The organism is Streptomyces sp. KPB2 (genome assembly GCF_003950055.1).
Taxonomy (GTDB): Bacteria; Actinomycetota; Actinomycetes; order Streptomycetales; family Streptomycetaceae; genus Streptomyces; species Streptomyces salinarius.
Genome location: NZ_CP034353.1, coordinates 6,289,888 through 6,315,257 on the forward strand (window position 1 = coordinate 6,289,888; position 25,370 = coordinate 6,315,257).

The 25,370-nt window shown below is 73.6% G+C and carries 24 protein-coding genes; 8 read left to right on the top strand and 16 right to left on the bottom strand.

What is annotated here, in order from left to right:
* Positions 1-4: 4 nt before the first annotated feature.
* The 6 genes from D1J63_RS28345 to D1J63_RS28370 all read right to left on the bottom strand — a co-directional run bounded on the left by D1J63_RS28345 (position 5) and on the right by D1J63_RS28370 (position 5,849).
* On the bottom strand, positions 5-1,459 hold the full coding sequence (locus tag D1J63_RS28345) for a penicillin-binding transpeptidase domain-containing protein (protein ID WP_125632769.1): 1,455 nt from the start codon (positions 1,457-1,459) through the stop codon (positions 5-7).
* A gap of 90 nt (positions 1,460-1,549) precedes the next feature.
* A complete protein-coding gene (locus D1J63_RS28350; RefSeq protein WP_125632771.1) occupies positions 1,550-2,209 on the bottom strand; it encodes a response regulator transcription factor in 660 nt (219 codons plus the stop codon).
* A complete protein-coding gene (locus tag D1J63_RS28355; RefSeq protein WP_125632773.1) occupies positions 2,206-3,480 on the bottom strand; it encodes a histidine kinase in 1,275 nt (424 codons plus the stop codon). Before D1J63_RS28355 ends, D1J63_RS28350 begins: the two co-directional genes overlap by 4 nt.
* Positions 3,477-4,511, bottom strand: a complete 1,035-nt coding sequence (locus D1J63_RS28360) for a hypothetical protein (RefSeq protein ID WP_206436793.1) — start codon at positions 4,509-4,511, stop codon at positions 3,477-3,479. Before D1J63_RS28360 ends, D1J63_RS28355 begins: the two co-directional genes overlap by 4 nt.
* A gap of 90 nt (positions 4,512-4,601) precedes the next feature.
* Entirely contained in the window at positions 4,602-5,072 is a 471-nt protein-coding gene (locus D1J63_RS28365; RefSeq protein ID WP_125632775.1) for a GNAT family N-acetyltransferase, read from the bottom strand.
* 3 nt (positions 5,073-5,075) lie between these two features.
* Complete coding sequence (locus tag D1J63_RS28370) at positions 5,076-5,849, bottom strand: IclR family transcriptional regulator (RefSeq protein WP_102929422.1); 774 nt, start codon at positions 5,847-5,849, stop codon at positions 5,076-5,078.
* Between the two features lie 122 nt (positions 5,850-5,971).
* Here D1J63_RS28370 and D1J63_RS28375 point away from each other — a divergent pair, with 122 nt between their 5' ends.
* The 4 genes from D1J63_RS28375 (at position 5,972) to D1J63_RS28390 (ending at position 10,214) form a co-directional block, all read left to right on the top strand.
* Positions 5,972-7,501 (top strand): aldehyde dehydrogenase (NADP(+)), encoded by a 1,530-nt coding sequence (locus D1J63_RS28375; RefSeq protein WP_125632777.1) that lies wholly within the window; start codon positions 5,972-5,974, stop codon positions 7,499-7,501.
* A 131-nt stretch (positions 7,502-7,632) separates the two neighbouring features.
* Positions 7,633-8,241 carry a DUF1349 domain-containing protein gene (locus D1J63_RS28380; protein WP_125632779.1) on the top strand — a complete coding sequence of 203 codons (609 nt, stop codon included), beginning with the start codon at positions 7,633-7,635 and terminating at the stop codon, positions 8,239-8,241.
* A gap of 93 nt (positions 8,242-8,334) precedes the next feature.
* Positions 8,335-9,048 (top strand): DsbA family oxidoreductase, encoded by a 714-nt coding sequence (locus D1J63_RS28385; RefSeq protein ID WP_125632780.1) that lies wholly within the window; start codon positions 8,335-8,337, stop codon positions 9,046-9,048.
* A 71-nt stretch (positions 9,049-9,119) separates the two neighbouring features.
* Positions 9,120-10,214, top strand: coding sequence for an aminotransferase class V-fold PLP-dependent enzyme (locus tag D1J63_RS28390; protein WP_125632781.1), 1,095 nt, complete (start codon positions 9,120-9,122; stop codon positions 10,212-10,214).
* A gap of 161 nt (positions 10,215-10,375) precedes the next feature.
* Here the strand turns inward: D1J63_RS28390 and thpD are convergent, their stop codons facing one another.
* From thpD to D1J63_RS28415, 5 genes are all read right to left on the bottom strand, one after another.
* Positions 10,376-11,272, bottom strand: coding sequence for an ectoine hydroxylase (gene thpD / locus D1J63_RS28395; protein WP_164713010.1), 897 nt, complete (start codon positions 11,270-11,272; stop codon positions 10,376-10,378).
* A gap of 6 nt (positions 11,273-11,278) precedes the next feature.
* Positions 11,279-11,677 carry an ectoine synthase gene (locus tag D1J63_RS28400; protein WP_030184764.1) on the bottom strand — a complete coding sequence of 133 codons (399 nt, stop codon included), beginning with the start codon at positions 11,675-11,677 and terminating at the stop codon, positions 11,279-11,281.
* 126 nt (positions 11,678-11,803) lie between these two features.
* A complete protein-coding gene (ectB, locus tag D1J63_RS28405) occupies positions 11,804-13,075 on the bottom strand; it encodes a diaminobutyrate--2-oxoglutarate transaminase (protein ID WP_102929418.1) in 1,272 nt (423 codons plus the stop codon).
* 125 nt (positions 13,076-13,200) lie between these two features.
* Positions 13,201-13,713, bottom strand: a complete 513-nt coding sequence (gene ectA / locus D1J63_RS28410) for a diaminobutyrate acetyltransferase (protein ID WP_125632783.1) — start codon at positions 13,711-13,713, stop codon at positions 13,201-13,203.
* Between the two features lie 329 nt (positions 13,714-14,042).
* The gene (locus D1J63_RS28415; protein WP_125632785.1) at positions 14,043-15,194 is read right to left on the bottom strand and encodes an aminotransferase class V-fold PLP-dependent enzyme; all 1,152 of its coding nucleotides are present in this window, start codon (positions 15,192-15,194) and stop codon (positions 14,043-14,045) included.
* A gap of 177 nt (positions 15,195-15,371) precedes the next feature.
* On the opposite strand from D1J63_RS28415, the gene D1J63_RS28420 reads away from it, so the two are divergent.
* From D1J63_RS28420 to D1J63_RS28430, 3 genes are all read left to right on the top strand, one after another.
* Positions 15,372-15,872 (top strand): hypothetical protein, encoded by a 501-nt coding sequence (locus tag D1J63_RS28420; RefSeq protein ID WP_125632787.1) that lies wholly within the window; start codon positions 15,372-15,374, stop codon positions 15,870-15,872.
* A gap of 43 nt (positions 15,873-15,915) precedes the next feature.
* Positions 15,916-17,007 carry an amidohydrolase family protein gene (locus D1J63_RS28425; protein WP_102927380.1) on the top strand — a complete coding sequence of 364 codons (1,092 nt, stop codon included), beginning with the start codon at positions 15,916-15,918 and terminating at the stop codon, positions 17,005-17,007.
* A gap of 197 nt (positions 17,008-17,204) precedes the next feature.
* Positions 17,205-18,155 carry an SCO1860 family LAETG-anchored protein gene (locus D1J63_RS28430; protein WP_164713011.1) on the top strand — a complete coding sequence of 317 codons (951 nt, stop codon included), beginning with the start codon at positions 17,205-17,207 and terminating at the stop codon, positions 18,153-18,155.
* A 572-nt stretch (positions 18,156-18,727) separates the two neighbouring features.
* On the opposite strand, the gene cobC is transcribed toward D1J63_RS28430, so the two are convergent.
* The 5 genes from cobC to cobM are packed head-to-tail and all read right to left on the bottom strand — an operon-like array spanning position 18,728 to position 24,518.
* Positions 18,728-19,816, bottom strand: a complete 1,089-nt coding sequence (gene cobC / locus D1J63_RS28435) for an Rv2231c family pyridoxal phosphate-dependent protein CobC (protein WP_164713012.1) — start codon at positions 19,814-19,816, stop codon at positions 18,728-18,730.
* Complete coding sequence (locus tag D1J63_RS28440; protein ID WP_102928821.1) at positions 19,788-20,705, bottom strand: sirohydrochlorin chelatase; 918 nt, start codon at positions 20,703-20,705, stop codon at positions 19,788-19,790. Before D1J63_RS28440 ends, cobC begins: the two co-directional genes overlap by 29 nt.
* Positions 20,702-22,477, bottom strand: coding sequence for a precorrin-3B C(17)-methyltransferase (gene cobJ, locus D1J63_RS28445; protein ID WP_241235618.1), 1,776 nt, complete (start codon positions 22,475-22,477; stop codon positions 20,702-20,704). The genes D1J63_RS28440 and cobJ overlap by 4 nt, the downstream gene beginning before the upstream one ends.
* Positions 22,474-23,709, bottom strand: a complete 1,236-nt coding sequence (gene cbiE / locus D1J63_RS28450; RefSeq protein WP_164713013.1) for a precorrin-6y C5,15-methyltransferase (decarboxylating) subunit CbiE — start codon at positions 23,707-23,709, stop codon at positions 22,474-22,476. Before cbiE ends, cobJ begins: the two co-directional genes overlap by 4 nt.
* Positions 23,706-24,518 (bottom strand): precorrin-4 C(11)-methyltransferase, encoded by an 813-nt coding sequence (cobM, locus tag D1J63_RS28455; RefSeq protein ID WP_102929784.1) that lies wholly within the window; start codon positions 24,516-24,518, stop codon positions 23,706-23,708. The genes cbiE and cobM overlap by 4 nt, the downstream gene beginning before the upstream one ends.
* A 122-nt stretch (positions 24,519-24,640) precedes the next feature.
* On the opposite strand from cobM, the gene D1J63_RS28460 reads away from it, so the two are divergent.
* Positions 24,641-25,369 carry a ZIP family metal transporter gene (locus D1J63_RS28460; RefSeq protein ID WP_125632791.1) on the top strand — a complete coding sequence of 243 codons (729 nt, stop codon included), beginning with the start codon at positions 24,641-24,643 and terminating at the stop codon, positions 25,367-25,369.
* Position 25,370 lies beyond the last annotated feature (1 nt).

Sequence of the window (25,370 nt, forward strand, 5' to 3'; positions counted from 1 at the left end):
AAAGTCAGCCCTTGAGCGCCGCCTCCATCATCGCCTTGGCCACCGGGGCCGCCAGGCCGTTGCCGCTGACCTCGCTGCGGGCCGCGTCGGACTGCTCGACGAGGAGCGCCACCGCGACCTCCTTGTCCGAGGTGTCGGACTTGGCGTACGACGTGAACCAGGCGTACGGCGTCTTGCTGTTGTTCTCGCCGTGCTGGGCCGTGCCCGTCTTGCCGCCGACCGTCGCCCCGGCGATCTGCGCGTTGGACCCCGTGCCGTCCTCGACGACGGTCTGCATGGCCGACTGCAACTGGTCGGCGGTCGAGGAGCTGACGATCCGCTTCGAGTCCGGGTCGGTGTGGTCCTCCAGGACGTCGCCGCCGCTGTCGGTGACCTGCGACACCATGTACGGGGAGACCAGCTCGCCGCCGTTGGCCAGGGCCGCCGAGACCATCGCCATCTGCAGCGGGGTCGCCGTCACGTCGAACTGGCCGATGCCCGTCAGGGCCGTCGAGGACCGGTTCATGTCCTTCGGGTAGACGCTGGTGTACGCCCGTACCGGCACGTCCTGCGACTCGTCGTTGAAGCCGAACTTCTCCGCCGTGGCACGCAGCTCGTCCTGGCCGAGGTCGACGGCCATCTTCGCGAAGACGTTGTTGCACGAGTACTGCAGGGCGGTGCGGATGGTGGCGTTCTCGCAGGGGGCGTTCGGGTTCTCGTTGGTGAGGTCCGTCGCGGTGTCCGGGAGCGTGTACGGGTCGGGGCTGTCGGTCTTCACGTCCACCGAGTCGTACAGCCCGTTCTCCAGCGCGGCGGCGGCCACCACCAGCTTGAACGTCGAGCCCGGCGGCAGCGGCTGGCGCAGTGCGCGGTTGGTCAGCGGCTTGTCGGGATCACTGGTCAGCTTCTCCCAGGCCGCGCCGGCGGTGTTGGCGTCGGTCAGCGACGTCGGGTCGTAGGAGGGGGTCGACACGACCGACAGGATTCTGCCCGTCTTCGGGTCGATCGCCACCGCGGCGCCCTTCTTGTCGCCCAGCGCCTCCAGCCCGGCCTTCTGCACGTCCGGGTCGATCGTCGTCACCACGTTGCCCGGTTCGGCCCGGGTGCCGGTGACGGTGTCCATCACGGTCTTCAGCCGGGGGTCGGTGCCGTTGAGCACGTCCTGGTAGATGCCCTCCAGCTGGGTCGGCGCGTACGCCTGCGAGGCGTAGCCCGTCACCGCCGCGTACAGCTTCCCGTCCTTGTACGTGCGCTTGTACGCGAGGTCGCCTCCCTCCGTCGGCGCCGAGCCGGTGATCGACCGGCCGGCCACGATGATGTTCCCGAGCGGCTCCGCGTACGTCTCGATCGCGCCCCGCCGGTTGTCCTTGTCGTCCGCGAGCGCCTGACCCTCGTAGAACTGCACCCAGGTCGCCCTGATCAGCAGAGCGAACACCAGGAGCAGCGTGAAGACGGAGGCGCGCCTGATCGTCTTGTTCATCCCGTTCATCCCGACGGCAGGACGAACGGGGCGGAGGCGATCGTTCCCATGTGCCCCGTTTTCTCATCTTTCTCATCTTTCTCATTCTTCTCATCGCCCGTTCATGAAGCCCGCCTCGTAGGCCCGGATCACCGCCTGGGTGCGGTCCCGGGCGCCGGTCTTCGCCAGCACCGCCGCAACATGGGTCTTCGCCGTGGCCGGTCCCACTCCCAGCCGCCCGGCGATCTCCGCGTTGGTCAGCCCGGTCGCCATCAGGCGCAGCACCTCGCCCTCGCGTTCGGTGAGCCGCGCCACCCAGGCCGGGGCGGCGGGGTTCGCGCGCGCGTGCTCGGCCGCCAGCGTCCGCACCGCCGACGGGAACAGCAGCGTGTCGCTGTGCGCCACCAGCCGCACGGCCCCGACGAGGGTGTCGGCGTCGGCGCGCTTGAGCAGGAAGCCGGCGGCGCCGGCGCGCAGGGCGTCGTAGACGTAGGAGTCGTTCTCGAAGGTGGTCACGACGACGATGCGCGGCGGCTCGGCGAGCGTGGCGAGGATCTGCTCGGTGGCGCGGATGCCGTCGACCTCGGGCATGCGGACGTCCATCAGCACCACGTCCGGCCGGACCTCGCGCACGACGGAGACGGCCTCGGCACCGGTGGCGGCCTCACCGGCGACCTCCAGGTCGGGTTCGGCGGAGAGGATGGCGCGCAGGGCGGTACGGACCATGCGCTCGTCGTCGGCGAGGACGACCCGGATCGGTGGGTGGGTCACGAGGTTCCCTTCAGCGGCAGCCGGACGTGGAGCCGCCAGAGGGGCCCCGCGGCGCCCGCCTCGGCCGCGCCGCCCAGCAGCCGGGCCCGGTCGGCGATACCGCGCAGGCCGTGCCCGCCGCCGGGGCGCGGGGCGGGAACGGCCACGCCGAACGGGTTCTCGACGGTGATCCGCAGGTGGCCGTCCAGCACCTCGACGCGCAGCGCCACGGTGACCTTCTCACCCGCGTGCCGGAGCGCGTTGCTCAGCCCCTCCTGCACGATGCGGTACGCCTCGCGGGAGACCGGCGCCGGCAGCGCCCGCGGGTCGGCGACGGCGGCGGCGACGGTGGCGTCCACGCGCAGGCCGCCCGCGCGGGTGCGGCGCAGCAGGTCGTCGAGGTCGCCGGCGAGCGTCGGCGCGGGCGCGGCGCCCCAGCCGTCACCGGTCGCGTCGCCGTCGCGCAGTACGCCCAGTACGGCGTCGAGTTCACCGACCGTACGACGCGTGGTGTCCTCGATCGCGGCGAGCGCCTCGCGGACGAACTCCGGGTCGGCGTCGAGCAGTCGGCGGGCGGCGCTCGCCTGGAGGGTGACGGCGCTCAGGGCGTGGCCGACGGAATCGTGCAGCTCACGCGCGAGCCGGTTGCGGACGGCCAGGTCGGCGGCGCGCGCCTCCGCCGCCGCGACCCGGTCCTCGGCGGACGGGCCGAGCAGGGCCGGCGCCCAGCGGGCCAGCAGCGCGCCGACGGCCGCGGCGCACCCGGCGAGGGCGAGCAGCATGGCGGCGCCCGCGAGCGGCGACAGGACGAGCGTCCAGGTGTGCCCGAAGAGGCCGGGCAGCCCCGGCCACCCGTCGCGCAGCACCGGCACGAAGGGCAGCACGATCAGCGTGACCGCGAACGGCGGCACCGCCAGCGACATCCCCGCGACGATCCCGCCGGCACCGAGATGCAGCGTGAACCAGGCCGCCGTGCGGCCCTTCTCGCCCTTCGTCCGGGCGGGCCCGTACGCGAGCCGCTCCGCCTCGACGCCGCACAGCGACCGCACCACCCCGGACTCCAGGGGACGGGTGAGGGGAAACAGCGAGGTGACGGCGGCGAGCGGCAGCCCGAGGGCGAAGGAGGCCAGTTGGAGGGAGAGCGAACCGAAGACGTTCTCACCCCCCGCGAGGGGACCGACGACGACCGAGCCGACGAGGACGTACGGCATGGCGAGCGCGCCGCCGAGGATCAGATGGATCCACCTCAGGCGCGCCCGCCGCCCGAAGAGCGACCGGCCGAGCGCGGTCACGGCCGAATACGGGTGGCGGCCGACCGCCGGACGAGGAAGTGGGCGCAGGCTGAGACGAGGAGCAGGCCGACGGTCATCTGGGCAGCGTAGGTGAGGACCGTCAGCCGTGTCGGGCGGTCGGCGGGTTCGCCCGGCCCGAGCAGCGAGGCGAGGAGCATCCAGCCGCCCCAGCAGGCCACGGCACCGGAGCACACCCAGGCGGTGGCGAGCGGCACGGCGACCGGCAGGACGCGTGCGCGGCGGAACGCGAGCGCCACCCCGGCGCCGACGGCCAGGACGAGGAAGGCGACGTACAGCCCCTCGAGCACGTAGAAGTCGCTGGTGCGGTCCGCCGCCCGGTCGGCGCCGAGCCCGGCGGCGGAGCCACAGGCCCACAGCAGCCGGACGGCGAACGGGAACAGCCCGAGCACGGCGGCCACGGCGACGGCGATCCTCGGGGTCCTCCCGGTGGCGGTGGACGGCAGGTCCCACGTCCGCCCGCGCCACAGGTGCCCCCAGCGGTCCCGGGCGTACAGCACGAACAGCGCGCCCAGGGCGAGACCCTGCACGATGAACCCGCCGTACACGACCCCGAACACCCACTCGTGCAGGAAGGGGTCCCGCCGGGGGTCGGAGGCCGTGGCGACCCCGCCGGTGAACGCCCGTGCGAGGAGTTGCAACGGGAACCCGGCCATGATCGGCGCGAGCAGCCCGGTGGCGACCCAGACCGGGAACGCCAGCGACCAGGCGGGCACCCGGCGCCCCCAGGGCCGGGTCAGCACCAGCGCCAGCACGATCACGCAGCTGTCCAGCAGGAGCGAGACCCCGTTGGCAACGATCATCGCCACCCGGTGGTCGAGCAGCGTGCTGCCCTCCGGGATGCCGACGTGGCTCCCGCCGATCCAGGCGGCCTTGAGCGCGAGGTACGGAAGGCAGGCCACGACGGCGACCGCCCGCAGCAGCCGCCGGCCCCGGGCGGGCCCCGGGTCCGTGGGCGGTGCCGGGGAGAGCGGGGCCGGCCGGGTGGTGGCGGTGGCGGGTGTCGGTGTCATGCGTCCACGCTCCCGCGGGCACGCCCGCGGTACGTCCTGCGCCGTGACGATCCGCCTCCGCCGCGCGGCGGAGACGCACCCCTCAGCGGGTCATCCCGCCAGGTGCAGGACGACCTCGTCGATCTCCTCGCCCCGGGCCGGCGCGAACCCCCGCGCCCGCGCGCTGGTCACGAAGCCGCACTTCTCCAGCACGCGCCGCGACCCCGCGTTGTCGGCCGCCGCACGGGCGTACAGCGGGCGGTCCCGGACCTCGGCGAGCAGGGCCCGCAGCGCTGCCGTCGCCACGCCCCGTCCCCAGTACGCCCGGTCCACCCAGTACGTCACCTCGCGTTCACCAGGCTCCCCGTACACCGCCGTGCTGCCGATGACGTCACCGTCGCCGAGGATGGTGCGCACGACGTCCCGGGAGGCGCGGATCTTCCGCCAGTGGGCCGTGAACGCCTCCCAGTCGGCCGGATCCCGCGGGGTGAAGGCCGCCATGCGCAGGGCCTCCGGATCGTTCATCTGCCGGAAGAAGACGGGCAGATCGCTGTCGTGGACCTCGCGCAGTGCGATGTGCATGGATCAGAGCCTACGCGTGGCCAGCGTCAGCCGGTCCCGAGCGTCGAACAGCGCGTCCTTCACCATCTGTTCGTGCGCGGGCGTCAGCCGCGCCACCGGCACGGAGCAGCTGATCGCGTCCCGCGCGGGGGTGCGGTAGGGGACCGCCACCCCGAAGCAGCGCAGTCCCAGCGTGTTCTCCTCGCGGTCCACGGCGAAGCCCTGCTCCCGGACCTGGTGCAGTTCCTCGATGAGCTTCTCCCGGTCGGTGATGGTGTGCTCGGTGAGCGCGGGCAGCGACTCCGGCAGCATCTTGCGCACCTGCTCGTCGCTGTACGTGCTCAGCAGCGCCTTGCCCAGCGAGGTCGAGTGCGCGGGCAGCCGGCGGCCGACCCGGGTGAACGGCCGCAGATAGTGCTGGGACTGGCGGGTGGCCAGGTACACCACGTTCGTGCCGTCCAGGCGGGCGAGGTGGATGGTCTCCGTCGTGTCGTCGGAGAGCCGGTCCAGCGTCGGCCGGGCCGCCGCGACCACCTCGTCGCCGTCGATGTACGAGGTGCCGACCAGCAGCGCCCGTACGCCGATGCCGTACCGCGTGCCCGTGGCGTCCGTCTCCACCCAGCCCAGCTCCACCAGCGTGCGGAGCAGCATGTACAGGCTGGACTTGGGATAGCCGACGGCCTCCTGGACCGACGCGAGGGAGTGCATACCGGGGCGCCCGGCGAAGTATTCGAGCAGCTCAACCGTCCGCACCGCGGACTTGACCTGCGCTCCGCCCCCAGTCTCGACAGCCGACATCGCCCTTGACCCCTTCGTTCGACGAGAAGCTGAAGTTATAGTCTCGAACAGCATATTCATCAGTAGAGACAGCGTTCAGTATATCGAACGAGTTCAGTGCAGAGCACGTGGAGGGACCCGCGGTGGCAGCAGCACCAGTCTGGAGTGTCGACCCCCGTACCGGGAAGCAGCGTGAACAGGTCGCCGTGGAAGCCACGGCCCAGGAGGTGGACGCCGCCGTCCGCGCCGCGCACGCCGCCCGGGAGGCCCTGGCCGACCGCACGGTCCGCGCGGCCTTCCTGCGGAGCGCCGCCGACGAACTGAAGGCGGCCGAGAGCACCCTGGTCGAGGTCGCCGACGCGGAGACCGCGCTCGGCCCGGTCCGGCTCACCGGCGAACTCGCCCGCACCTGCTACCAGCTGCGGGCCTTCGCCGACATCGTCGACGAGGGCGAGTACCTCGGTGTCGTCGTCAACCACCCCGACGACACCGCCACCCCGCCCATTCCCGACCTGCGCCGCTACAAGGTGCCGCTCGGCGTCGTCGCCGTCTACTCCGCCTCCAACTTCCCCTTCGCCTTCTCCGTCCCCGGCGGCGACACCGCGAGCGCCCTCGCGGCCGGCTGCCCCGTCGTCGTCAAGGCGCACCCCGACCACCCGGCCCTGTCCGAGCTGGTCGCCAAGGTGCTGCGCCGGGCCGCGGCCCGCCATGACATCCCGGACGGCGTCCTCGGCCTGGTCCACGGCTTCGAGGCGGGCGTCGAGCTGATCAAGCACCCGCTGGTCGCCGCGGCCGGCTTCACGGGCTCCGTCCGCGGGGGCCGCGCGCTGTTCGACGCGGCGGCCGCCCGCCCCGTGCCGATCCCCTTCCACGGCGAGCTGGGCTCCCTGAACCCGGTCGTCGTCACGGAGGCGGCGGCCGTGGAGCGGGCGGAGGCCATCGGCGCGGGGCTGGCCGGTTCCATGACGCTGGGCGTCGGGCAGTTCTGCGTCAAGCCCGGCCTGGTCCTCGTGCCGGCCGGTGACGCCGGTGACGGCCTGGTCAAGTCCCTCACCGACGCGGTCAGCGCCACCGACGCCGGGGTGCTCCTCGACCACCGCATGCGGGACAACTTCGTCGCGGGCGTCGCCGAGCGCGCCGCGCTGCCCGACGTGGACTCCCCGGTGACGCCGGGATCCGGCGGCGAGCACACCGTCAGCGCCGGGTTCCTCACGGTGCCGGCGGCGCGGCTGGCGGCGGAGGGCGAGCACGACCTGCTCCTGGAGGAGTGCTTCGGGCCGGTCACCGTGGTGGCCCGCTACCAGGACGAGGGCGAGGTGCGGGGGGTGCTGTCCCGGCTGCCGGGGAACCTCACGGCCACCGTGCAGCTCTCCGCCGAGGAGGTGGCGGGCGAGGGCGCCGGGGCGGCTCTCCTCGCGGAGGTGACGCCGTTGGCGGGGCGGGTGCTCGTCAACGGCTGGCCGACGGGGGTTGCCGTGGCGGCGGCTCAGCAGCATGGGGGTCCTTACCCGGCGACGACTTCGACGTCCACGTCGGTGGGGGGTACGGCCATCGAGCGGTGGCTGCGGCCGGTGGCTTATCAGGGGGTGCCGGAGGCTTTGCTGCCGGTGGAGCTGCGGGACGACAATCCGCTGGGGCTGCCGCGGCGGTTCAACGGGGTGCTGGAGCGGTAGCGCGCCGCAGGGGTGCGGGTGTTTCGCCGGGTGCGGCGCCGTCGTGGCTGGTCGCGCCCACGCGGCGGAGCCGCAAATCGATACAGCCCCGCGCCCCTGAGGGCATGCACTGGGCCTGCGATGATCAGTGCATGACTCTTCAGCTTCCCGAACTGCCGTTTCCCCTCCGCCCTTACGGCCCCGACGGGCACTGGACCTACGCCGACGGTGTGCTCACCGGGGTCGCCGGGGCCCGGCAGGACCGGTTCGTGCCGCCGACCGGGGAGTCGCTGGAGTCCGTGTCCGACGCGCCGCGGTTGCTGGGGGCGCCCGAGGGGGACTTCCAGCTCATCGCGCGGGTGTCGGTCGGGTTCCGGGGTGCCTTCGACGCCGGGGTGCTCTACGTGCACGTGGGGGAGCGGGCCTGGGCCAAGCTGTGTCTGGAGTACTCCCCGGACGTGGCCACCGTCTGCACGGTGGTCACCCGGGGGCACTCCGACGACTGCAACTCCTTCACCGTCGACGGGGAGTCCGTCTGGTTCCGGGTCAGCCGCAGCGGGCGGGCCTTCGCCTTCCACGCCTCCCTCGACGGCGAGCGCTGGACCTTCGTCAGGCTCTTCACGCTGGGGGACGAGAGGGAGACGGGCGCGGCCCTCGTCGGGTTTTTGGCGCAGGCGCCGACAGGGGAGGGGTGCACGGTGACGTACGACCACCTGGAGTTCCGGCCGGGCTGGCCCGCGGATCTGCGGGACGGCAGCTGAACGCCGGGGCGGGAATGGGCGCGGCTGCTTGAACGTTCACGTACGGGGCGGAGAGGGCCTCCGCCGCCGTACGACCTGGAGAAGAGTCGAGACATGCGCGTCGAGATCTGGAGCGACATCGCCTGCCCGTGGTGCTACGTGGGCAAGGCCCGCTTCGAGAAGGCGCTCGCGGCCTTCCCCCACCGGGACGCGGTCGAGGTGGTCCACCGCTCCTTCGAGCTGGACCCCGGGCGGGCGAAGGACGACGTCCAGCCGGTCTTGACGATGCTCACCGCCAAGTACGGCATGAGCGAGGCCCAGGCGCAGGCCGGTGAGGACAACCTCGGCGCGCAGGCCGCCGCCGAGGGCCTGGACTACCGCACCCGGGACCGCGACCACGGCAGCACCTTCGACATGCACCGGCTGCTGCACCTCGCCAAGGAGCGGGGCCGGCACGAGGCGCTGCTCGACGCCTTCTACCGGGGCAACTTCGCCGACGAGCGCTCCATGTTCAACGACGACGAGCGGCTCGTGGACCTGGCCGTCGGCGCCGGGCTCGACGCGGACGAGGTCCGTTCGGTGCTCGCCGACCCCGACGCCTACGCCGACGACGTGCGCGCCGACGAGCGGGAGGCCGCCCAGCTCGGCGCCACCGGGGTGCCGTTCTTCGTGCTCGACCGCGCCTACGGCGTCTCGGGCGCCCAGCCCGCCGAGGTCTTCACCCGGGCGCTGACCCAGGCGTGGGGCGAGCGCACGCCGCTGAAGCTGGTCGACGACGGGGGTGCCGAGGCCTGCGGTCCGGACGGGTGCGCGGTGCCCCAGAACTGAGGGACCGGGTAAAGCACCAGGTGAGACCCAGTGCATAAGCGTTGCTTGGAGGAACCGCGTAGAAATACGCAATGGACGGGGAGGTCACGGGACCGCACAGTGGTGCCATGGAGAGCTTCGAGAATCTCGTCCGTACCGAGTTCGCCCCGAAGACCACGTACCTGAACACCGCCAGCACCGGTCTGCTGCCGGCCCGGACCCTTGTCGCGATGCGTGACGCGGCGGCCTCCGCGGCGGCGGGGCAGCCGCTCGACATGTTCGCCGACGTCGAGGCGGCCCGGGCCGCCTACGCCCGCCTCGTCGGGGTTCCCGCCACCCGGGTCGCGATCGGCGCGTCGGTCGCCACGTTCAGCGGGCTCGTCGCCGCGTCGCTGCCGCCGGGTGCCGAAGTCCTCACCGCCGAGGCCGACTTCAGCTCCCTGGTGAATCCGCTGCACGCGCGCGGCGACCTCAAGGTGCGCAGCGTGCCGCTGGAGCGGATCGCCGAGTCCGTGGGCCCGGACACCGCGCTCGTGGCGGTCAGCTCCGTGCAGTCCGCCGACGGGCGGATCGCCGACCTCGCCGGGCTGCGGGACGCCGCCCGGGCACACGGCGCGCGGACGCTGATCGACGCCTCCCAGGCGAACGGCTGGCTGCCGACGGCCGCGGACGACTTCGACTTCGTGACCGCCGTCGGCTACAAGTGGGTGCTCTGCCCGCGCGGCGTCGCCTTCCTCGTCGTACCGGAGGACCTGGGCGCGGCGGCCGGGCTGACCCCGCTGTTCGCGGGGTGGGCGACCGGGGAGCGCCCCTGGGACAGCTGCTACGGCCCCGTCGAGGAATACGCGCACTCCGCCCGGCGGTTCGACGAGTCTCCCGCGCTGTTCTCGTACACCGGCGCCCGGCATTCGCTGGCCCTGATCGAGGAACTGGGCGTCGACGTCGTGCACGCCCACGACACCGGCCTCGCCGACCGGTTCCGCGCGGGGGTGCGCTCGCTGGGCCACGAGCCGGTGGACGCACCGGGCTCGGCGATCGTCTCGGTGCCGGGTCTCGGTCACCGGCAGGGCGAGCTGGGCGGGGCCGGCGTCCAGGTGTCCGACCGGGCGGGCAACCTGCGGGCCGCCTTCCACGTGTACAACACCGAGGCCGACGCGGACCGGCTGCTCGACGTGCTGTCGGGCTGAGCCCCGAGTCCCCGGGGGACAGCATCGGGCAGGGGCCTCCCGTCCCACACGAAAAGGCCCCTGCCCGAGTCTCAGACGCGGGTCACTTCACCGGGGTGAAGTCCCGCGCGCCGATGCTGTGATTTCCGGGGGACAACCCCCGGACCCCCGGCCGGCTCGGCTCACCGTACGGGAGTGAAGTCCCGTGCTCCGATGAACTCCGGCCGCCGGATCGGCGCCGCGAACGGCTCCACGGCCGCGTTCTCCACGCTGTTGAACACGATGAACACGTTGCTGCGCGGGAACGGCGTGATGTTGTCGCCCGACCCGTGCATGCAGTTGCAGTCGAACCAGGTCGCCGAGCCGGCCTTGCCGGTGAACAGCTTGATGCCGTACTCGGAGGCCATCTTCGTCAGCGCCTCGTCGGACGGGGTCCCCGCGTCCTGCATCTGCAGGGACTTCTTGTAGTTGTCCTTCGGCGTGGCCCCCGCGCACCCGAGGAACGTCTTGTGCGACCCCGGCATGATCATCAGACCGCCGTTGGTGTCGTAGTTCTCCGTGAGCGCGATCGAGACCGAGATCGTGCGCATGTTGGGCAGGCCGTCCTCGGCGTGCCAGGTCTCGAAGTCCGAGTGCCAGTAGAAGCCGCTGGCCCCGAAGCCGGGCTTGACGTTGATCCGCGACTGGTGGACGTAGACGTCCGAGCCCAGGATCTGCCGGGCCCGTCCGACCACGCGCTCGTCGCGCACCAGCTTGGCGAAGACCTCGCTGATCTTGTGCACCTCGAAGACCGAGCGGATCTCCTTGGACTGCGGCTCGACGATGGAGCGCTCGTCCGCGCGGATGGCCGGGTCGGTGGTGAGCCGCTCCAGTTCGCGCTGGTACTCGGCGACCTCGTCCGGCGCGATCAACTGGTCGATGGCGAGGAAGCCGTCGCGGTCCAGGGACTGCAGGTCACCCGCCGAGACCGGGCCGGGCGTGTCCGGGGAGCCCCAGACCACCGGGTCCTGCCGGGGGGTCGCCACCTCGGTCGCGCCGCGGGTGGGATAGAGGTCGGTGACGTTCGTGGTCGTGGTCACGGTGACTCACACCTCCTCGGTGAGCAGCGGGTAGACGCCGTTCTCGTCGTGATCCTCCCGTCCGGTGACGGGCGGGTTGAAGACACAGATGCAGTGGAAGTCCTCCTTGACCTTGAGCGTGTGCCGCTCGTGGCCGTTGAGGAGGTACATCGTGCCCGGCGTGATGTGGTACGTCTTCCCCGTCTCGCGGTCGGTCAACTCGGCGTCGCCCTTGGTGCAGACGACGGCCTCGATGTGGTTGGCGTACCACATCGACGTCTCCGTACCCGCGTACAGGATCGTCTCGTGCAGGGAGAAGCCGACCTTCTCCTTGGCGAGGACGATCCGGGTGCTTTCCCAGGTGCCGGACGCGCTCTTCACGTGCCGGTCGGTGCCTTCGAACTCCTTGAACGAACGGACGATCACGGTGTTGCGATGCCTCCTAGGTGAAGGATGTGCAAGGGGCCCCGGCGCCTTCGGCCGCGCGGGCGGAAGGCGCCGGGAGTATCAGTGGTGCCCGACGGCCGGGCCGTCGGACGGTCGAGCCGACGGTCAGGCCGTCTCGCGCACGGCGCGGGCGAGGGTCTTCATGCCCTCGTCCAGCTCGTCGGGCGTGATGGTGAGCGCCGGCAGCAGCTTGACGACCTCGCTCTCGGGGCCGGACGTCTCGATGAGCAGCCCGAGCTCGAAGGCGCGCTTGGCGACGCGGCCCGCGCGGCCCTTGTCGTGGAACTCCAGGCCCCAGACCAGGCCGCGGCCTCGGTACTCCTTGACGTCGGCGAGGTTCTCCTCGGTGATGGCGATCATGTGCTGCTCGACCTGCTCGCCGCGCTTGCGGGTCTGCTTCTCCATCGCCGACCCGTCGGCCCAGTACGCCTCCAGCGTGGCGGTCGCCGTGACGAAGGCCGGGTTGTTGCCGCGGAAGGTGCCGTTGTGCTCGCCCGGCTCCCAGACGTCCAGCTCGGGCTTGAAGAGGGTCAGCGCCATCGGCATGCCGTAGCCGCTGATCGACTTCGAGACGGTGACGATGTCCGGCGTGATGCCCGCCTCCTCGAAGGAGAAGAACGCGCCGGTACGGCCGCAGCCCATCTGGATGTCGTCGACGATGAGCAGCATGTCCTGGCGCTCGCACAGGGCGGCCAGGGCGCGCAGCCACTCGGCCCGGGCGACGTTGATGCCGCCCTCGCCCTGCACGGTCTCGACGATCACGGCGGCCGGCTTGTTCAGGCCGGAGCCCTGGTCCTCGAGCAGCCGCTCGAACCAGATGAAGTCCTCGACGGTGCCGTCGAAATAGTTGTCGAACGGCATGGGCGTGCCGTGCACCAGCGGGATGCCCGCGCCGGCCCGCTTGAAGGCGTTGCCGGTCACCGCGAGCGAGCCCAGCGACATGCCGTGGAAGGCGTTGGTGAAGGACACGATCGACTCGCGCCCCTTCACCTTGCGGGCCAGCTTCAGCGCCGCCTCGACGGCGTTGGTGCCCGTCGGGCCCGGGAACATGACCTTGTACGGCAGGTCCCGCGGGCGCAGGATCGTGTTCTGGAACGTCTCCAGGAAGCGGCGCTTGGCGGTGGTCGACATGTCGAGCCCGTGCGTGACGCCGTCCCGCTCCAGGTAGTCGATCAGCGCGCGTTTCAGGACGGCGTTGTTGTGCCCGTAGTTGAGCGAGCCCGCTCCGGCGAAGAAGTCGAGGTACTCGTGGCCGTCCTCGTCGTACATGCGGCTGCCGACCGCACGGTCGAAGACGGTGGGCCAGCCGCGGCAGTAGCTGCGCACCTCGGACTCGACGGTCTCGAAGACGCTGAGGTCGGGCTGGGTGATGGTCACGACGAATCGCTCCTCGTGGGGTGAGGGTGGGAGAGGAAGGTCGTACTGATCCGGGGACCGGTGCGGTCCGCCGGGAAGTCTGGGGGCCGGACTGGCACGGGGTGCCGGGCCGTCCGGGCGGCCGGTCAGCCGGTGGCGGACAGCGGGCCTATGCGGTACAGGACCTCGGGCTCGTGCGGTCCGTCGGGGAACACGGCGGTGTCGAACAGCACCTCGCGCTCCACCCGGGCGCCGCGACGCTCGGCGAACGAGGTGAACAGCCGCTGGGAGGCGGTGTTGTCGGGGGAGATGGTGGTCTCCAGGGTGGTCAGCCCCTGTTCCGCGACGGTCCGCTCGGCCAGCCCGTCGAGCAGGGAGGCGGCGAGCCGGCGCCCGCGGTACGCCTCGTCCACCGCCACCTGCCACACGAGCAGGGTGTCCGGCCGGTCCGGACGTACGTATCCGGTGACGAAGCCGACCGGCTCACCGTTCTCGTCGCGGGCGACGGCCGACGTGGCGGCGAAGTCCCGGCACCAGAGCAGATAGCTGTAGGAGGAGTTGAGGTCGAGGACCTTGGAATCCCTCGCTATCCGCCACAGGGCGGCCCCGTCGGCCACTCTCGGACGATCGATTTGCAGGTCTGCTTGCGCGGCAGTCATGCAAATTGAATTTACCCAGGGAAAAATGAAATTGCATCGCCGGATGGGGTTACGAATGAGCGCCCCGTGTGTTATCACGCGGGCGCGTGCTTCCGCGCGAGCCGGCGGCGTTATGGGGCGATTTGTGGGGGGCGCAAGCCGCAAAACGGGCAGCATGTGGATCGGGTCACAATCGCGTAACCCGTGCGAGACGTGTCCGAAATGTGAAGATCGGCGCTCGTGAAATTGTTGTGTTTAGGTCCAGGGAAAGCGGGCAGAAGAATACGGGAAGCTGCGCTGAGTGGAATTCCCTAATTCTGCTTGTGTGAGCATCGGGAATTCCCTCGAATTCATCCGCCCGTGGAGTCGGTCGAAGCGTCGGCCGAAGCGCCGGTTCCGGCCGGCGCCTCCCACGCCTCCTCGACGGCCCTCCGGGCGGCCTCCAGGTCCGCCTTGCGGCCCCGCTCGGCCAGCGCGGCACCCAGTGCCGCCAGACAGCCCTGTACGGCCCCGCGCGTCGCGTCCGGACCGTAGTGGTTGACCCGGATCATCTCGGCCGCCAGCGCGCCCCCGCCCGCCGCCAGCGGCAGCGCCGGGTCCGATTCCAGGGCACGGGCCACCAGCGCGGAGGCGTCGACGTCCGCCGGCGTCCGCAGCGTCGTCGCGACCGGCGCCGCGTCCTTCGCCTCGTACACGTACGGCTCCAGACCGCCCAGCGCGAGCGCACCGGCCCGGGTCGCCGCCGCGGCGGACGCGTGCCGCGCCATCACCGTCGCGGCGCCCTCCGCCTCGATGCGCTCGACGCACGCCTCCAGCGCGAGCATCTCCAACTGCGCCGGCGCGTGCAGCAGCGCCTTGCGCCCGCCGTCGATCCAGCGCTCCTTCCAGTCCAGGAGCGAGAGGTAGGAGCGGCGCGGCGCGTTCGGGTTCGCCGCCATCCGCGCCCAGGCCCGCTCGCTCACCGACACCGCCGACACCCCGGCAGGGCCGCCCATCGCCTTCTGCGCGCCGATCACGCACAGGTCCACGCCCCACGCGTCCGGCAGCACCGGCTCGGCGCCCACGGAGGCCACCGCGTCCAGGTAGAACAGCGCGCCGTGCGCCCGCACCACCTCGCCGATCTCCGCGACCGGGTTGGTGTTGCCGGTCGCCGCCTCGGCGTGCACCAGGGAGACGAAGTCGATCTCCGGGTGCTCGGCGAGGGCCTGGCCGATCCGCTCGGCGGAGACGGCCGTGTGGAACGGCACCGCGAGGTCGTGCACGGTCGCGCCGCAGTCCCGCAGCCAGTTCCCGAAGGTCTGCCCGTACGGCCCCGTGATCACGTTCAGCGCGACGGTGCCGGGACCCGCGGCGGCGCGGATCGCGCCCTCCAGCGGCAGCAGCGCCTCGCCCTGCATGACCACCACGTCCTGCGCGGTGCCCAGCAGACGCGCGACCCGGTCCTCGATCGCGGCGAAACGGCCGGCGCTCAGCGGGGCGAGATCCAGGAAGGGATGGGTCACGGCGGTGCTCTTTTCAGTAACGGCAGGTGTCCGGCGCGGGTACGCGGCGTACGGAGTCGAGAGTAACCATGGCGCCCGCCCGCACTCGCGCCGGAGTGCTTCCGTTGCGACACCCCCACGCCCGGAATCATGGCTTCCGTCACAGCCGGGCGGTCGCCGGACTGATGGACTGGCCCCGTGCTCGCTCTCGTGCTGCTGGTCCTCGTCGCGGTGGTGACGGCCGTCGTCCTGCGCCGGCGCGCCGACGCGTACCCCCGTGCGCGGCTGCCCCCGGCGGCTCTCGCTCCCGCGCCGCGCAAGCCGGGCGCGCCCTTCCGCGTCGTCGCCGCGGTCGCGGGCTGGGCCGCAGGCCTGCTCTACCTCTGGGGCCTGGTGTGCGTCGGGTTCGCGGCCATGGACGCGGAGGACGGCGGCACGGACTCCCTGCCACTGCGGCCCTGCCGAACCGGCGTGTCCCCGAAGCTGTCCGGGCGGGTCGTCGACTACTCCGTCTCCTACCTGCCCCTGCGCTTCAGCTGCGAGACCGTCGACGGCGAGGCCTACGACTCCGCCGACGTCCCCGGCTACGTCAATCCCGGCGTCGCCGTCCTCGCCCTGACCGCGGTCGCGGGCGCCGTCGCGGCCGGTTGGGCGACCGAGTCGCGCGCCCGCGCGGCAGCACGCGGGGGCGGCCGGTGACCGGCCTCGGACACGTGTGCGGGCACCGTTTAGGGTGCGGGGCATGAGCGAACGCGCGGTGCTGCACGTGAAGGGTCGGGTGCTCGTCGGGCCGGAGGAGGTCCGGGACGAAGTGTGGGTGATCGACGGCCGGATCTCCTACGACCGGCCCGCCGGCGCCGCCGACGTCCGCACCGTCGAGGGGTGGGCGCTGCCCGGCCTGGTCGACGCGCACTGCCACGTCGGCCTCGACCAGCACGGCGCCGTCCCCGCGGACGTCGCCGAGAAGCAGGCGCTGACCGACCGCGAGGCGGGCACGCTGCTCATCCGTGACGCGGGCTCGCCCTCCGACACCCGCTGGATCGACGACCGCGAGGACCTCCCGAAGATCATCCGGGCCGGCCGGCACATCGCCCGCACCCGCCGCTACATCCGCAACTACGCCTGGGAGGTCGAGCCCGAGGACCTCGTCGCGTACGTCGCCCAGGAGGCTCGGCGCGGTGACGGCTGGGTGAAGCTGGTCGGCGACTGGATCGACCGCGACCTCGGCGACCTGTCGGCCTGCTGGCCGCGCGGCGCCGTCGAGGCGGCCATCGCGGAGGCGCACCGGCTGGGCGCCCGCGTCACCGCGCACTGCTTCGCCGAGGACTCCCTGCGGGACCTGGTCGAGGCCGGCATCGACTGCGTCGAGCACGCCACGGGGCTGACCGACGACACGATCCCCCTGTTCGCCGAGCGCGGGGTCGCCATCGTGCCCACCCTCGTCAACATCGCCACCTTCCCCGCGCTGGCCGACGGCGGCGAGGCGCGCTTCCCGCGCTGGTCGGCCCACATGCGCCGGCTGCACGAACGCCGCTACGAGACCGTGCGCAACGCCTACGACGCCGGCGTCCCGGTCTTCGTCGGCACCGACGCGGGCGGTGCCCTCGCCCACGGTCTGGCCGGTGCGGAGGTCGCGGAACTGGTCACCGCCGGCATCCCGCCCGTCGAGGCCCTCGCCGCGACCACCTGGGCCGCCCGGCGCTGGCTCGGCCGCCCGGGACTGGACGAGGGCGCACCGGCGGACCTGGTGGTGTACGAACAGGACCCGCGCGCGGACGTGCGCGTGCTCACCGCTCCGCGCCGGGTGGTGCTGAACGGGCGGGTCGTCGGTTAGCCGACAGGAGTGACGCAGGGGAACACCCGTACGGCGCGATGCGAAAAGGGTTCGAAACGGTACGCCGAAACCCCACGAAGGGGTGAAGTGCCCCGAGTTCGCTGACCGTTCGGCGGACGCGGGGACATTCTGTCCGGGTCCCAAGCACGTCGCTCATGCGTGCCCCGCACGCATGTCTCACTGGGGGTCCCACCACCTTGAACGGCAACACCTTCCGCATGCCCGCACGCCGTCTCGCCACCGTCGCGGCGGCCACGGCCCTGGCCGCGGGCCCCGCGACCCTGGCCGGCGCGGGATCCGCCCACGCGACCGGCGACCACGGGCGCGCGAGCGCCACCGTGCTGCGCACCGGGCTCGACGTCTCCCTGCTCGACAAGACCGTGAACGTCCCGCTCGCGGTCACCCTCAACGAGGTGCAGGCACCCGAGAGCGCCGAGAAGACCGCGCTCACCGCCCGGCTGGACGGCGTCGACGGCGGAAAGCCCTTCAGCGTCCTGCGCGCCGACGTCGCCGAGGCGAAGGCGACGGCCACCGCCGCGAAGAGCGAGGGCACCACGACGCTGGCCCGCGCCGGGCTCCACGTCCCGGGCCTGCCGCTGCTGTCGGTGATCGAAGTGCAGGAGGTCACCTCCACGGCGACCTGCGAGGCCGGGAAGAAGCCGGTCGCCGACGCCAACCTGCTGGGACCGGTGACCGTCCTCGGCAAGAAGGTCACGCTCACCGCCGGCGGGACCACGGACGTGAAGGTGCCCGGAGTCGGCGAGGTACGGCTCGACCTCTCGAAGACGGAGACCACCTCCCGTACGGCCGCCGCCACCGCCCTCGAACTCAAGGTCCACGTCAACCCGCTCGACCTGAACGTCGCCGAGGTCGACGGCACCGTCACCCTGGCGAAGGCGACCTGCGAGTCCCCGACCGCCCCCGCGGACGAGGCCGACCAGCCCCCGGCCGAGCAGCCCCCGGCCCAGCAGGACGCCGACCCGGCCGCCGAGCCCGCGGCCGACGTCAAGGCCCAGGGCACCCGCACCGAGGCCGACCTGGCCGAGACGGGCGGCAGCTCCGCGACGCCGTACGTCGCGGCCGGCGCCGCGGCCCTGGTCCTGGCGGGCGGCGGCGCCCTGGTGCTGGCCCGGCGCAGGCGGGGCTGACGGGCAGGCGGGACTGGCCGGGGCAGCGCCGTCGGACCGTTCCGGCCGGGGTGTCCGTCCGGAGGCGGTCGTGCCCGAGGGGGGGGGCGGCAGCTCGTCGGTGCCGTCCGTCGCGGCCGGTGCCGCAATCCCGGTTCCGGCGGGGCCCCGGTGCTTGCCGCGACGGGACCGGTTGGGGCGTCGAGAGCGGCCTCGGCCGAGGGGCGGCCGGGGTCCGTAACGAGGTGGGGGCGGCGGTCCCGGCCCGGCCCCGCTTGCCGCGAGGTGACCGGTTGGGGCGTCGAGAGCGGCCTCGGCCGGGGGTCGGCCGGGGTCCGTAACGAGGTGGGGGCGGCGGGCCCGGCCCGGCGGGGCTTGCCGTGGGGGGACCGGTTGGGGGTGTCGGGCAGTGGCCTCGGTTGGGGGGCTGGCCGGGGTCCGTAGTGAGGCGGGGGGTGGCGGTCCCGGCCCGGCGGGGCTTGCCGTGAGGGGGCAGGTCGGGGGGTCGGCCCGGGCCCGTAACGAGGCGGGCCCGGCCCGGCGCGGGCGGGGCCGACCGTGAGGGGGCCGGGCGGGGCCGTACTGCGTGCGCGTCAGGCTGGGGGCGTCGGCGCCAGTGCCCGTCGCAGCGCGCGCAGGAAGCCCTCCGTCGTCGTCCGGTCCCGTACCGCCAGGCGCAGCCACTCCTCGCCCAGCCCCGGGAACGTGTCCCCGCGCCGCACCGCGTAGCCCAGGCCGCGCAACCGGTGCCGTACGGCGGCACCGTCCGGGACGCGGACCAGCACGAAGGGGCCCTCGGCCGGACCGGCGGCCCGCACCCCGGCGTCCGCGAACTCCGCGAGCCCGGCGACCAGACGGTCCCGGTCGGCGGCGATGCGGTGGGCGGCGTGGGCGGCCTCCGCCAGCGCGCGGGGTGCCACACACGCCTCGGCGGCCGCCAGCGCGGGCGTGGAGACCGGCCACAGGGGCTGCGCGCGCTCCAGTTCGGCGATCGTCTCCGGGGCGGCCAGGACGTACCCGATGCGCAGCCCCGCGAGGCCCCACGTCTTGGTGAGGCTGCGCAGGACGACGAGCCCGGGTACGTCCGTCCGCCCGGCCAGCGCCTCCCGCTCATCCGGCACCGCGTCCATGAACGCCTCGTCCACGACCAGCGTCCGCCCGGGCCGGGCCAGCGACGCCAGCCCGTCCGCCGGGTGCAGCACCGAGGTCGGGTTCGTCGGGTTGCCGACCACCACCAGGTCGGCGTCCTCGGGTACGGCCGCCGGGTCGAGACGGAAGCCGACCGCCGCCCGCAGCAGTACCCGGCCGACCGCGTGCCCCGCGTCCCGCAGCGCTGCCTCGGGCTCGGTGAACTGGGGGTGCACGACGACCGGCCGGCGCACCTTCAGCGCCCGCGCCAGCAGCACGAACGCCTCCGCCGCGCCCGCCGTGAGCAGCACCCGCTCCACCGGCAGCCCGTGCCGCGCCGCCACCGCCGCCCGCGCCGCCCGCCCGTCCGGATAGGCGGCGAGCGAGCCGAGCGAGGCGGCGACGTGCTCCCGCAGCCAGGCCGGGGGAGTGTCCGCGCGGACGTTCACCGCGAGGTCCACCAGCGCCGAACCGTCGTCGCGCACCTCGGCGTCCCCGTGGTGCCGCAGGTCCGGGCCGCCGGGATCAGTGTGCGTGGGAGTGTGCGTGTCCATGCCCGTGATGGTGCCCGTGGTGGTGGTCGCCGTCGTCGTCGGGGTGGAAGTGCGGCTGCTGCGGCAGCCCCACCTTGTCCTCGAACCCCGGCAGCGCGATCCGGTACACGCAGCTGTCGCAGTTCATCCGGAGATCGCCCTTCACGGCCTCCTCGTACCGCTCCCACACCAGGTCGAGCAGCTCCGGCTCGGGACCGATGACGTCCGCCGACCGCACCTCCGTCTCCGGGTGCGCGGCGGCCCACTCCTCGGTCTGGTGCCGGACCCGGTCCGGGAGGATGCCGGTGAACAGGAAGTACGGCAGCACCACGACCCGCCGCGCCCCCAGCCGCGCACACCGGTCCAGGCCGCCCGGCACGTCCGGCTTCGCCAGCGACACGAACGCCGTCTCCACCGCCGCGTAACCGCGCCCCTCCCACAGCAGCCGCGCCGCCTTGAACACCTCGGCGTTGGCATCCGGGTCCGTCGACCCGCGCCCCACCAGCAGCACGGTCACCTCGGACGGGTCCCAGGCCGGGTCGACCGCCTCCGCGAGGCGTCGCTCCAGCACCCGCAGCAGCGCGGGGTGCGGGCCCAGCGGACGCCCGTAGGTGTAGGAGATGCCGGGGTGGCGCTCCTTCTCCCTCGACAGCGCCGCCGGGATGTCGCCCTTGGCGTGCCCGGCGGAGACCAGCATCAGCGGCACCGCCGCGAACCGGCGCACACCGCGCTCCACCAGCTCGGCGACCGCGTCGCCCAGCGGCGGCGGGGACAGCTCGATGAAGCCGCCCGCGACGGGCAGTTCGGGGTGGCGTCGGCCCAGCTCGCGCACGAAGTCGCGGAACGCCTCGGCTCCGGCCTCGTCCCGGGTGCCGTGTCCGGCGATGAGCAGGGCGGGCGGGGTCGTCACAGGTTCTCCTCGGATGTCTCGGATGCGGGTGTCTCGGATACGGACGTCCCGGACCCCGAGGGCCGGGACGAAGCGGCGGGGGAGCGGCGGGACGCCGGGTCGTCCTGCCAGCGGTAGCCGCGCGGCGTCACCATGCGCCCCGCGATCTTTCGGGTCGCGGAGTTGCCCACCGTGACGACGGTCATCATGTCCACCGTCGCCGGGTCGAGCGCGGCCAGCGTGGACAGGCGGCTCGACTCGTCGGCCCGCGACGCGTTGCGCACCACGCCCACCGGGGTCGACGGCTCCCGGTGCTCGGCGAGGATCGCCAGCGCCTTCGGCAACTGCCAGTCGCGGCCCCGGCTGCGCGGGTTGTAGAACGTCACGACGAGGTCCGCCTCAGCCGCCGCCCGCACCCGGCGCTCGATCACCTCCCACGGCGTGTGCAGGTCGGACAGGCTGATCGACACGTGGTCGTGGCCCAGCGGCGCGCCCAGGATCGCCCCGGCCGCCAGCGCCGCCGTCACGCCCGGCACCCCGACCACGTCGATGTCGTCGCTCGCCTCGGCCAGCGCGGGCGAGGCCATCGCGTACACCCCGGCGTCCCCGCTGCCGATCAGCGCGACGGCGTACCCGCGCCGCGCCTCCTCGACCGCGGTCCGGGCCCGCTCCTCCTCCGCGCCGAGCCCCGACTCCAGCACGCGCGTGCCGGGCCGCAGCAGATCGCGGATCTGGTCGACGTACTGGTCGAGCCCCACCAGCACCGACGCCCGCCGCAGCTCGGCCCGGGCCCGCGGCGTCACCAGGTCCCGGGCGCCCGGCCCGAGCCCGACCACCGCGAGCCGTCCGCGCCCGGGCCGCCGCACGACCGCACAGGTCGCCATCGCGGGCACCGCCGCCGACTTCCGCTTGGGCACGAGGAGTTCGCCCCCGCGCACCAGCGCCGCCGCCTCCGCGACCGACGGGGTGCCCACGGCGGCGAGCGGCGCGTCGGAGGGGTTCGGCACCTCGACGCCCGCCAGCGTGTCGGCGGCGTACGTCACCAGGGGCACGCCCAGCCGCTCGGCGGCCCCGACGATCCCGGGCTCCTCCGCCTTGGCGTCCACGGTGGCCAGCTCGGCGACCGACGCGGCGGACAGCCCCGCCTCGCGCAGGGCCTCCTCCACCAGCCCGAACACCTCGTCGACCGGTGCGCCCCGGGAGGCGCCGACCCCGACGACCAGGGACGGCGGACGCAGGACGGCCTCGCCCCCGGCCGGTTCCACGGCACGGTCCGTCACCCGGATGCCGTAGGCCCCGTCGGCGGTGACCGGCAGCGGCGGCAGCGGCCACGCCACCTCCGCGCGCAGCGCCACGGGTTCGCCGTCCAGCAGCGCCCGCGACACCCCGGCGACGTCGCCCTCGACGGGCAGCCCGAGCGTGTCCAGGCCGGCCAGCCCCACCGCGTCGGTCGCCGTCGTCACCACCGGCTCCGCGCCCAGCACCTCGCCGACCGCGCGGGCCAGTTCGTTGGCGCCGCCGCCGTGCCCGCCGACCAGCGACACGGCGAACCGGCCGCCCTCGTCGACGCACACCACACCCGGGTCGGTCCGCTTGTCGTCCAGCAGCGGCGCCACGAGCCGGACCACCGCGCCGGTGGCCAGGAAGCACACCAGCCGGTCGCACTCGGCGAACGCGGTCCGTACGGCGTCCGCGACGGGACCGTCGTACACGCGCGTGCGCTCCGGCCACGCCGCGGCCAGCCGGTCCCGCGCCGCCGCTCCCGCCGCCGTGGCGGAGATGAGGCCGATCAAGGGGCAACTCCTTCGATACGGCTGTGCGGCCGGACGCCCCACAGCAGGAAGACGGGATTGGTGGCCGCGAGCCGGGTCACGTCACCCGGCAGCGGCGCGAGCCGGGAGGACTGCAGCAGCACCCCGTCGCACTCGAGACCGGCGCCGAGCAGCGCCTCGCGGGCCGCCGGCACCCGGTCCAGCGCGGCCACGGCGACGACCACGACGCGCCGGGCCCGCCGCGCGCACTCGGCGACGATCGCGGGCAGTTCGCGCCCGCCACCGCCCACGAACACCGCGTCCGGGTCCTCGCCCAGTCCGGACAGCACCCCGGGCGCCGCCCCGTGCACCACCCGCACGTCCACACCGTGCGCGGCGGCGTTGGCACGGACCCGCCCGACCCCGTCCGGCGTCTTCTCGACGGCGGTGACGGCGGCCCCCAGCCGCGCGCACTCCACGGCCACCGAGCCGGAGCCCGCGCCGACGTCCCACACCAGGTCGCCGGGGCGCGGCCCGAGGCGGGCCAGCGCCAGCGCCCGCACCTCGAACTTGGTGATCATCGAGTCCCGGTGCACGAACGCGTCCTCGTCCAGCGCCCACCCGGCCGGACCGGGACGCGGTCCCGCGACCGCCCGCACCGGCCCCAGCACCCGTGCCTCGTCCAGGCACAGCACCACACTCACCGCCGTCCCCCAGTCGCGGACGGCCGCCTCGGCGGGCGTCACCCGCTCCACGCGCTCCTCGGCCGAGCCCAGTGCGGAGGCGACGACGAACACCCGCCCGTCGTCCCGCAACGCGGCCCCCAGCTCCGCCGGACCGGCCCCGGGACCGGTCAGCACGGCGACCTTCGGGTAAGCCCGGCACAGGTGCACCGCGGTCCTGAGGTCCCGCCCGTGCGCGCTGGCCACCACGGCGTCGTCCCACGGCAGCCCGGCCCGGGCGAAGGCCGCCGCGACCGAGGACACCCCCGGCCGCACGTCCAGCCGCTCGGACCCGAACCGCTCGGCCAGCGCCCGCACGATCCCGAAGAACCCCGGATCACCGGAGGCCAGCACGGTCACCGGCCGCCCCTCGGCGACGTACTCCGCGACCGTGTCCAGAGCGGGCGCCAGCGCCCCGAGGACCACCGTCCGGGCCCCCTCCGGCAGCCGTACGGCGTCCAGGTGCCGCCGTCCGCCGACGACCAGCTCCGCGCCGTCGGCCACGTCCTCGGGCGGCGGGGAACCGGTCCCCGCCCCGACCACCTTGATCACGTGCTCGCACCCCGCGCACGCAGTTCCCGGCGCGCCTCGGGGTCGGCCTTGCGATAGCCGTGGAAGTGCCCCGGGTGGTAGAGGTGCGAGCGGGTGCCGTGCGCGTCGAGGGCCGGGCCGACCAGGAACAGGGTGTGCTTCCAGAGCTTGTGCTCCTTGACCGTCTCCTCCAGCGTCCCGATCGTGCACCGCACGACCAGTTCCTCCGGCCAGGTGGCCTGGTAGGCGACGACGACCGGCGTGTCCGTCGGGTAACCGCCCTCCAGCAGCTCCCGCACCAGCTGGCCGCTGCGGGCCGCCGACAGGAAGACGGCCATGGTCGTCCCGTGCCGGGCGAACTCCCGCACCTCCTCCCCGGGCGGCATCGGCGTCTTGCCCCCGCCGAGCCGGGTGAGGACCACGGACTGCGCGACCTCCGGAATGGTCAGCTCCCGCTGCGCGAGCGCGGCCACCGCCGAGAACGCGGAGACCCCGGGCACCACCTCGGTCGCGACACCGAGCTCCGCGCACCGGTCGAGCTGCTCCTGCGTGCCGCCCCACAACGCCGGGTCGCCCGAGTGGATGCGGGCCACCCGCAGCCCCTCCTCGCGGGCCCGCCGGTACACGGCGACGACGTCCTCCAGCGACATCGTGGCCGAGTCCAGCACCTCGGCGCCCTCGCGCGCGTGCTGGAGCACCTCCGCCTGGACGAGGCTCGCCGCCCAGATCACCACGTCCGCCTCGGCGATGGCACGCGCCGCACGGAACGTCAGCAGATCGGCGGCGCCGGGACCGGCACCGACGAAGGTCACCCTGGCCTCGGAATCCATCGTGTTCGGTCCTCTCCTGTGCATCCTGGTCTGCGTCCTGTTCCTGTGCGCGCTGCGCATATTTACTGCGGTTGCCGCTGTCGTACGCGCGTGAACGCGGCGTGATCGGATACCAAGGGCCCATGGCGGTCTTCGTCGCGCTCGGCGCGTTCCTGATGACGCTGGCCGGCGGCTGGACGGCACAGCGCGTGACCGACCGGCGCCACCTGGTCCTGGGCCTGGCCGGCGGCCTCATGCTGGGCGTGGTCGGCCTCGACCTGCTGCCGGAGGCCCTGGAGGCGGCGGGCGACGAGGTGTTCGGCGTGCCCGCGGCCCTGCTGCTCTTCGTCGCCGGCTTCCTGCTCGCGCACCTGGTGGAACGCCTGCTGGCGGCCCGCCGCGCCGCCCACGGCGCCGACGAACACGGCCACCGCTCGCCCGAGGTGGGCCTGACGGCCGCGGCCGCGATGGTCGGGCACAGCGCGATGGACGGCGTGGCGATCGGCGCCGCCTTCCAGGTCGGCGGCGGCATGGGCGCGGCGGTCGCGATGGCGGTGATCGCCCACGACTTCGCGGACGGCTTCAACACCTACACACTGACCAGCCTGTACGGCAACGCGCGCCGCCGCGCCATCGCCATGCTGGTCGCCGACGCGATCGCCCCCGTCGTCGGCGCGTCCTCCACGCTGCTCTTCACGATCCCGGAGGAAGCGCTCGGCGCCTATCTCGGCCTCTTCGGCGGCGTGCTCCTGTACCTCGCGGCGGCCGAGATCCTCCCCGAGGCCCACCACGAGCACCCCGCCCGCTCGACCCTGCTGTGCACGGTCGCGGGCGCCGCGTTCATCTGGCTGGTGGTGGGCATCGCGGAGTGAG

What these genes read in the sequence shown, in the direction of transcription:
- D1J63_RS28345 (WP_125632769.1), bottom strand. Translation starts at nt 1,459, where the DNA reads ATGAACAAGACGATCAGGCGCGCCTCCGTCTTCACGCTGCTCCTGGTG.
- D1J63_RS28360 (WP_206436793.1), bottom strand. Translation starts at nt 4,511, where the DNA reads ATGACACCGACACCCGCCACCGCCACCACCCGGCCGGCCCCGCTCTCC.
- D1J63_RS28365 (WP_125632775.1), bottom strand. Translation starts at nt 5,072, where the DNA reads ATGCACATCGCACTGCGCGAGGTCCACGACAGCGATCTGCCCGTCTTC.
- D1J63_RS28370 (WP_102929422.1), bottom strand. Translation starts at nt 5,849, where the DNA reads ATGTCGGCTGTCGAGACTGGGGGCGGAGCGCAGGTCAAGTCCGCGGTG.
- D1J63_RS28380 (WP_125632779.1), top strand. Translation starts at nt 7,633, where the DNA reads ATGACTCTTCAGCTTCCCGAACTGCCGTTTCCCCTCCGCCCTTACGGC.
- D1J63_RS28385 (WP_125632780.1), top strand. Translation starts at nt 8,335, where the DNA reads ATGCGCGTCGAGATCTGGAGCGACATCGCCTGCCCGTGGTGCTACGTG.
- D1J63_RS28390 (WP_125632781.1), top strand. Translation starts at nt 9,120, where the DNA reads ATGGACGGGGAGGTCACGGGACCGCACAGTGGTGCCATGGAGAGCTTC.
- ectA (WP_125632783.1), bottom strand. Translation starts at nt 13,713, where the DNA reads ATGACTGCCGCGCAAGCAGACCTGCAAATCGATCGTCCGAGAGTGGCC.
- D1J63_RS28425 (WP_102927380.1), top strand. Translation starts at nt 15,916, where the DNA reads ATGAGCGAACGCGCGGTGCTGCACGTGAAGGGTCGGGTGCTCGTCGGG.
- cobC (WP_164713012.1), bottom strand. Translation starts at nt 19,816, where the DNA reads ATGGACACGCACACTCCCACGCACACTGATCCCGGCGGCCCGGACCTG.
- cobM (WP_102929784.1), bottom strand. Translation starts at nt 24,518, where the DNA reads ATGGATTCCGAGGCCAGGGTGACCTTCGTCGGTGCCGGTCCCGGCGCC.
- D1J63_RS28460 (WP_125632791.1), top strand. Translation starts at nt 24,641, where the DNA reads ATGGCGGTCTTCGTCGCGCTCGGCGCGTTCCTGATGACGCTGGCCGGC.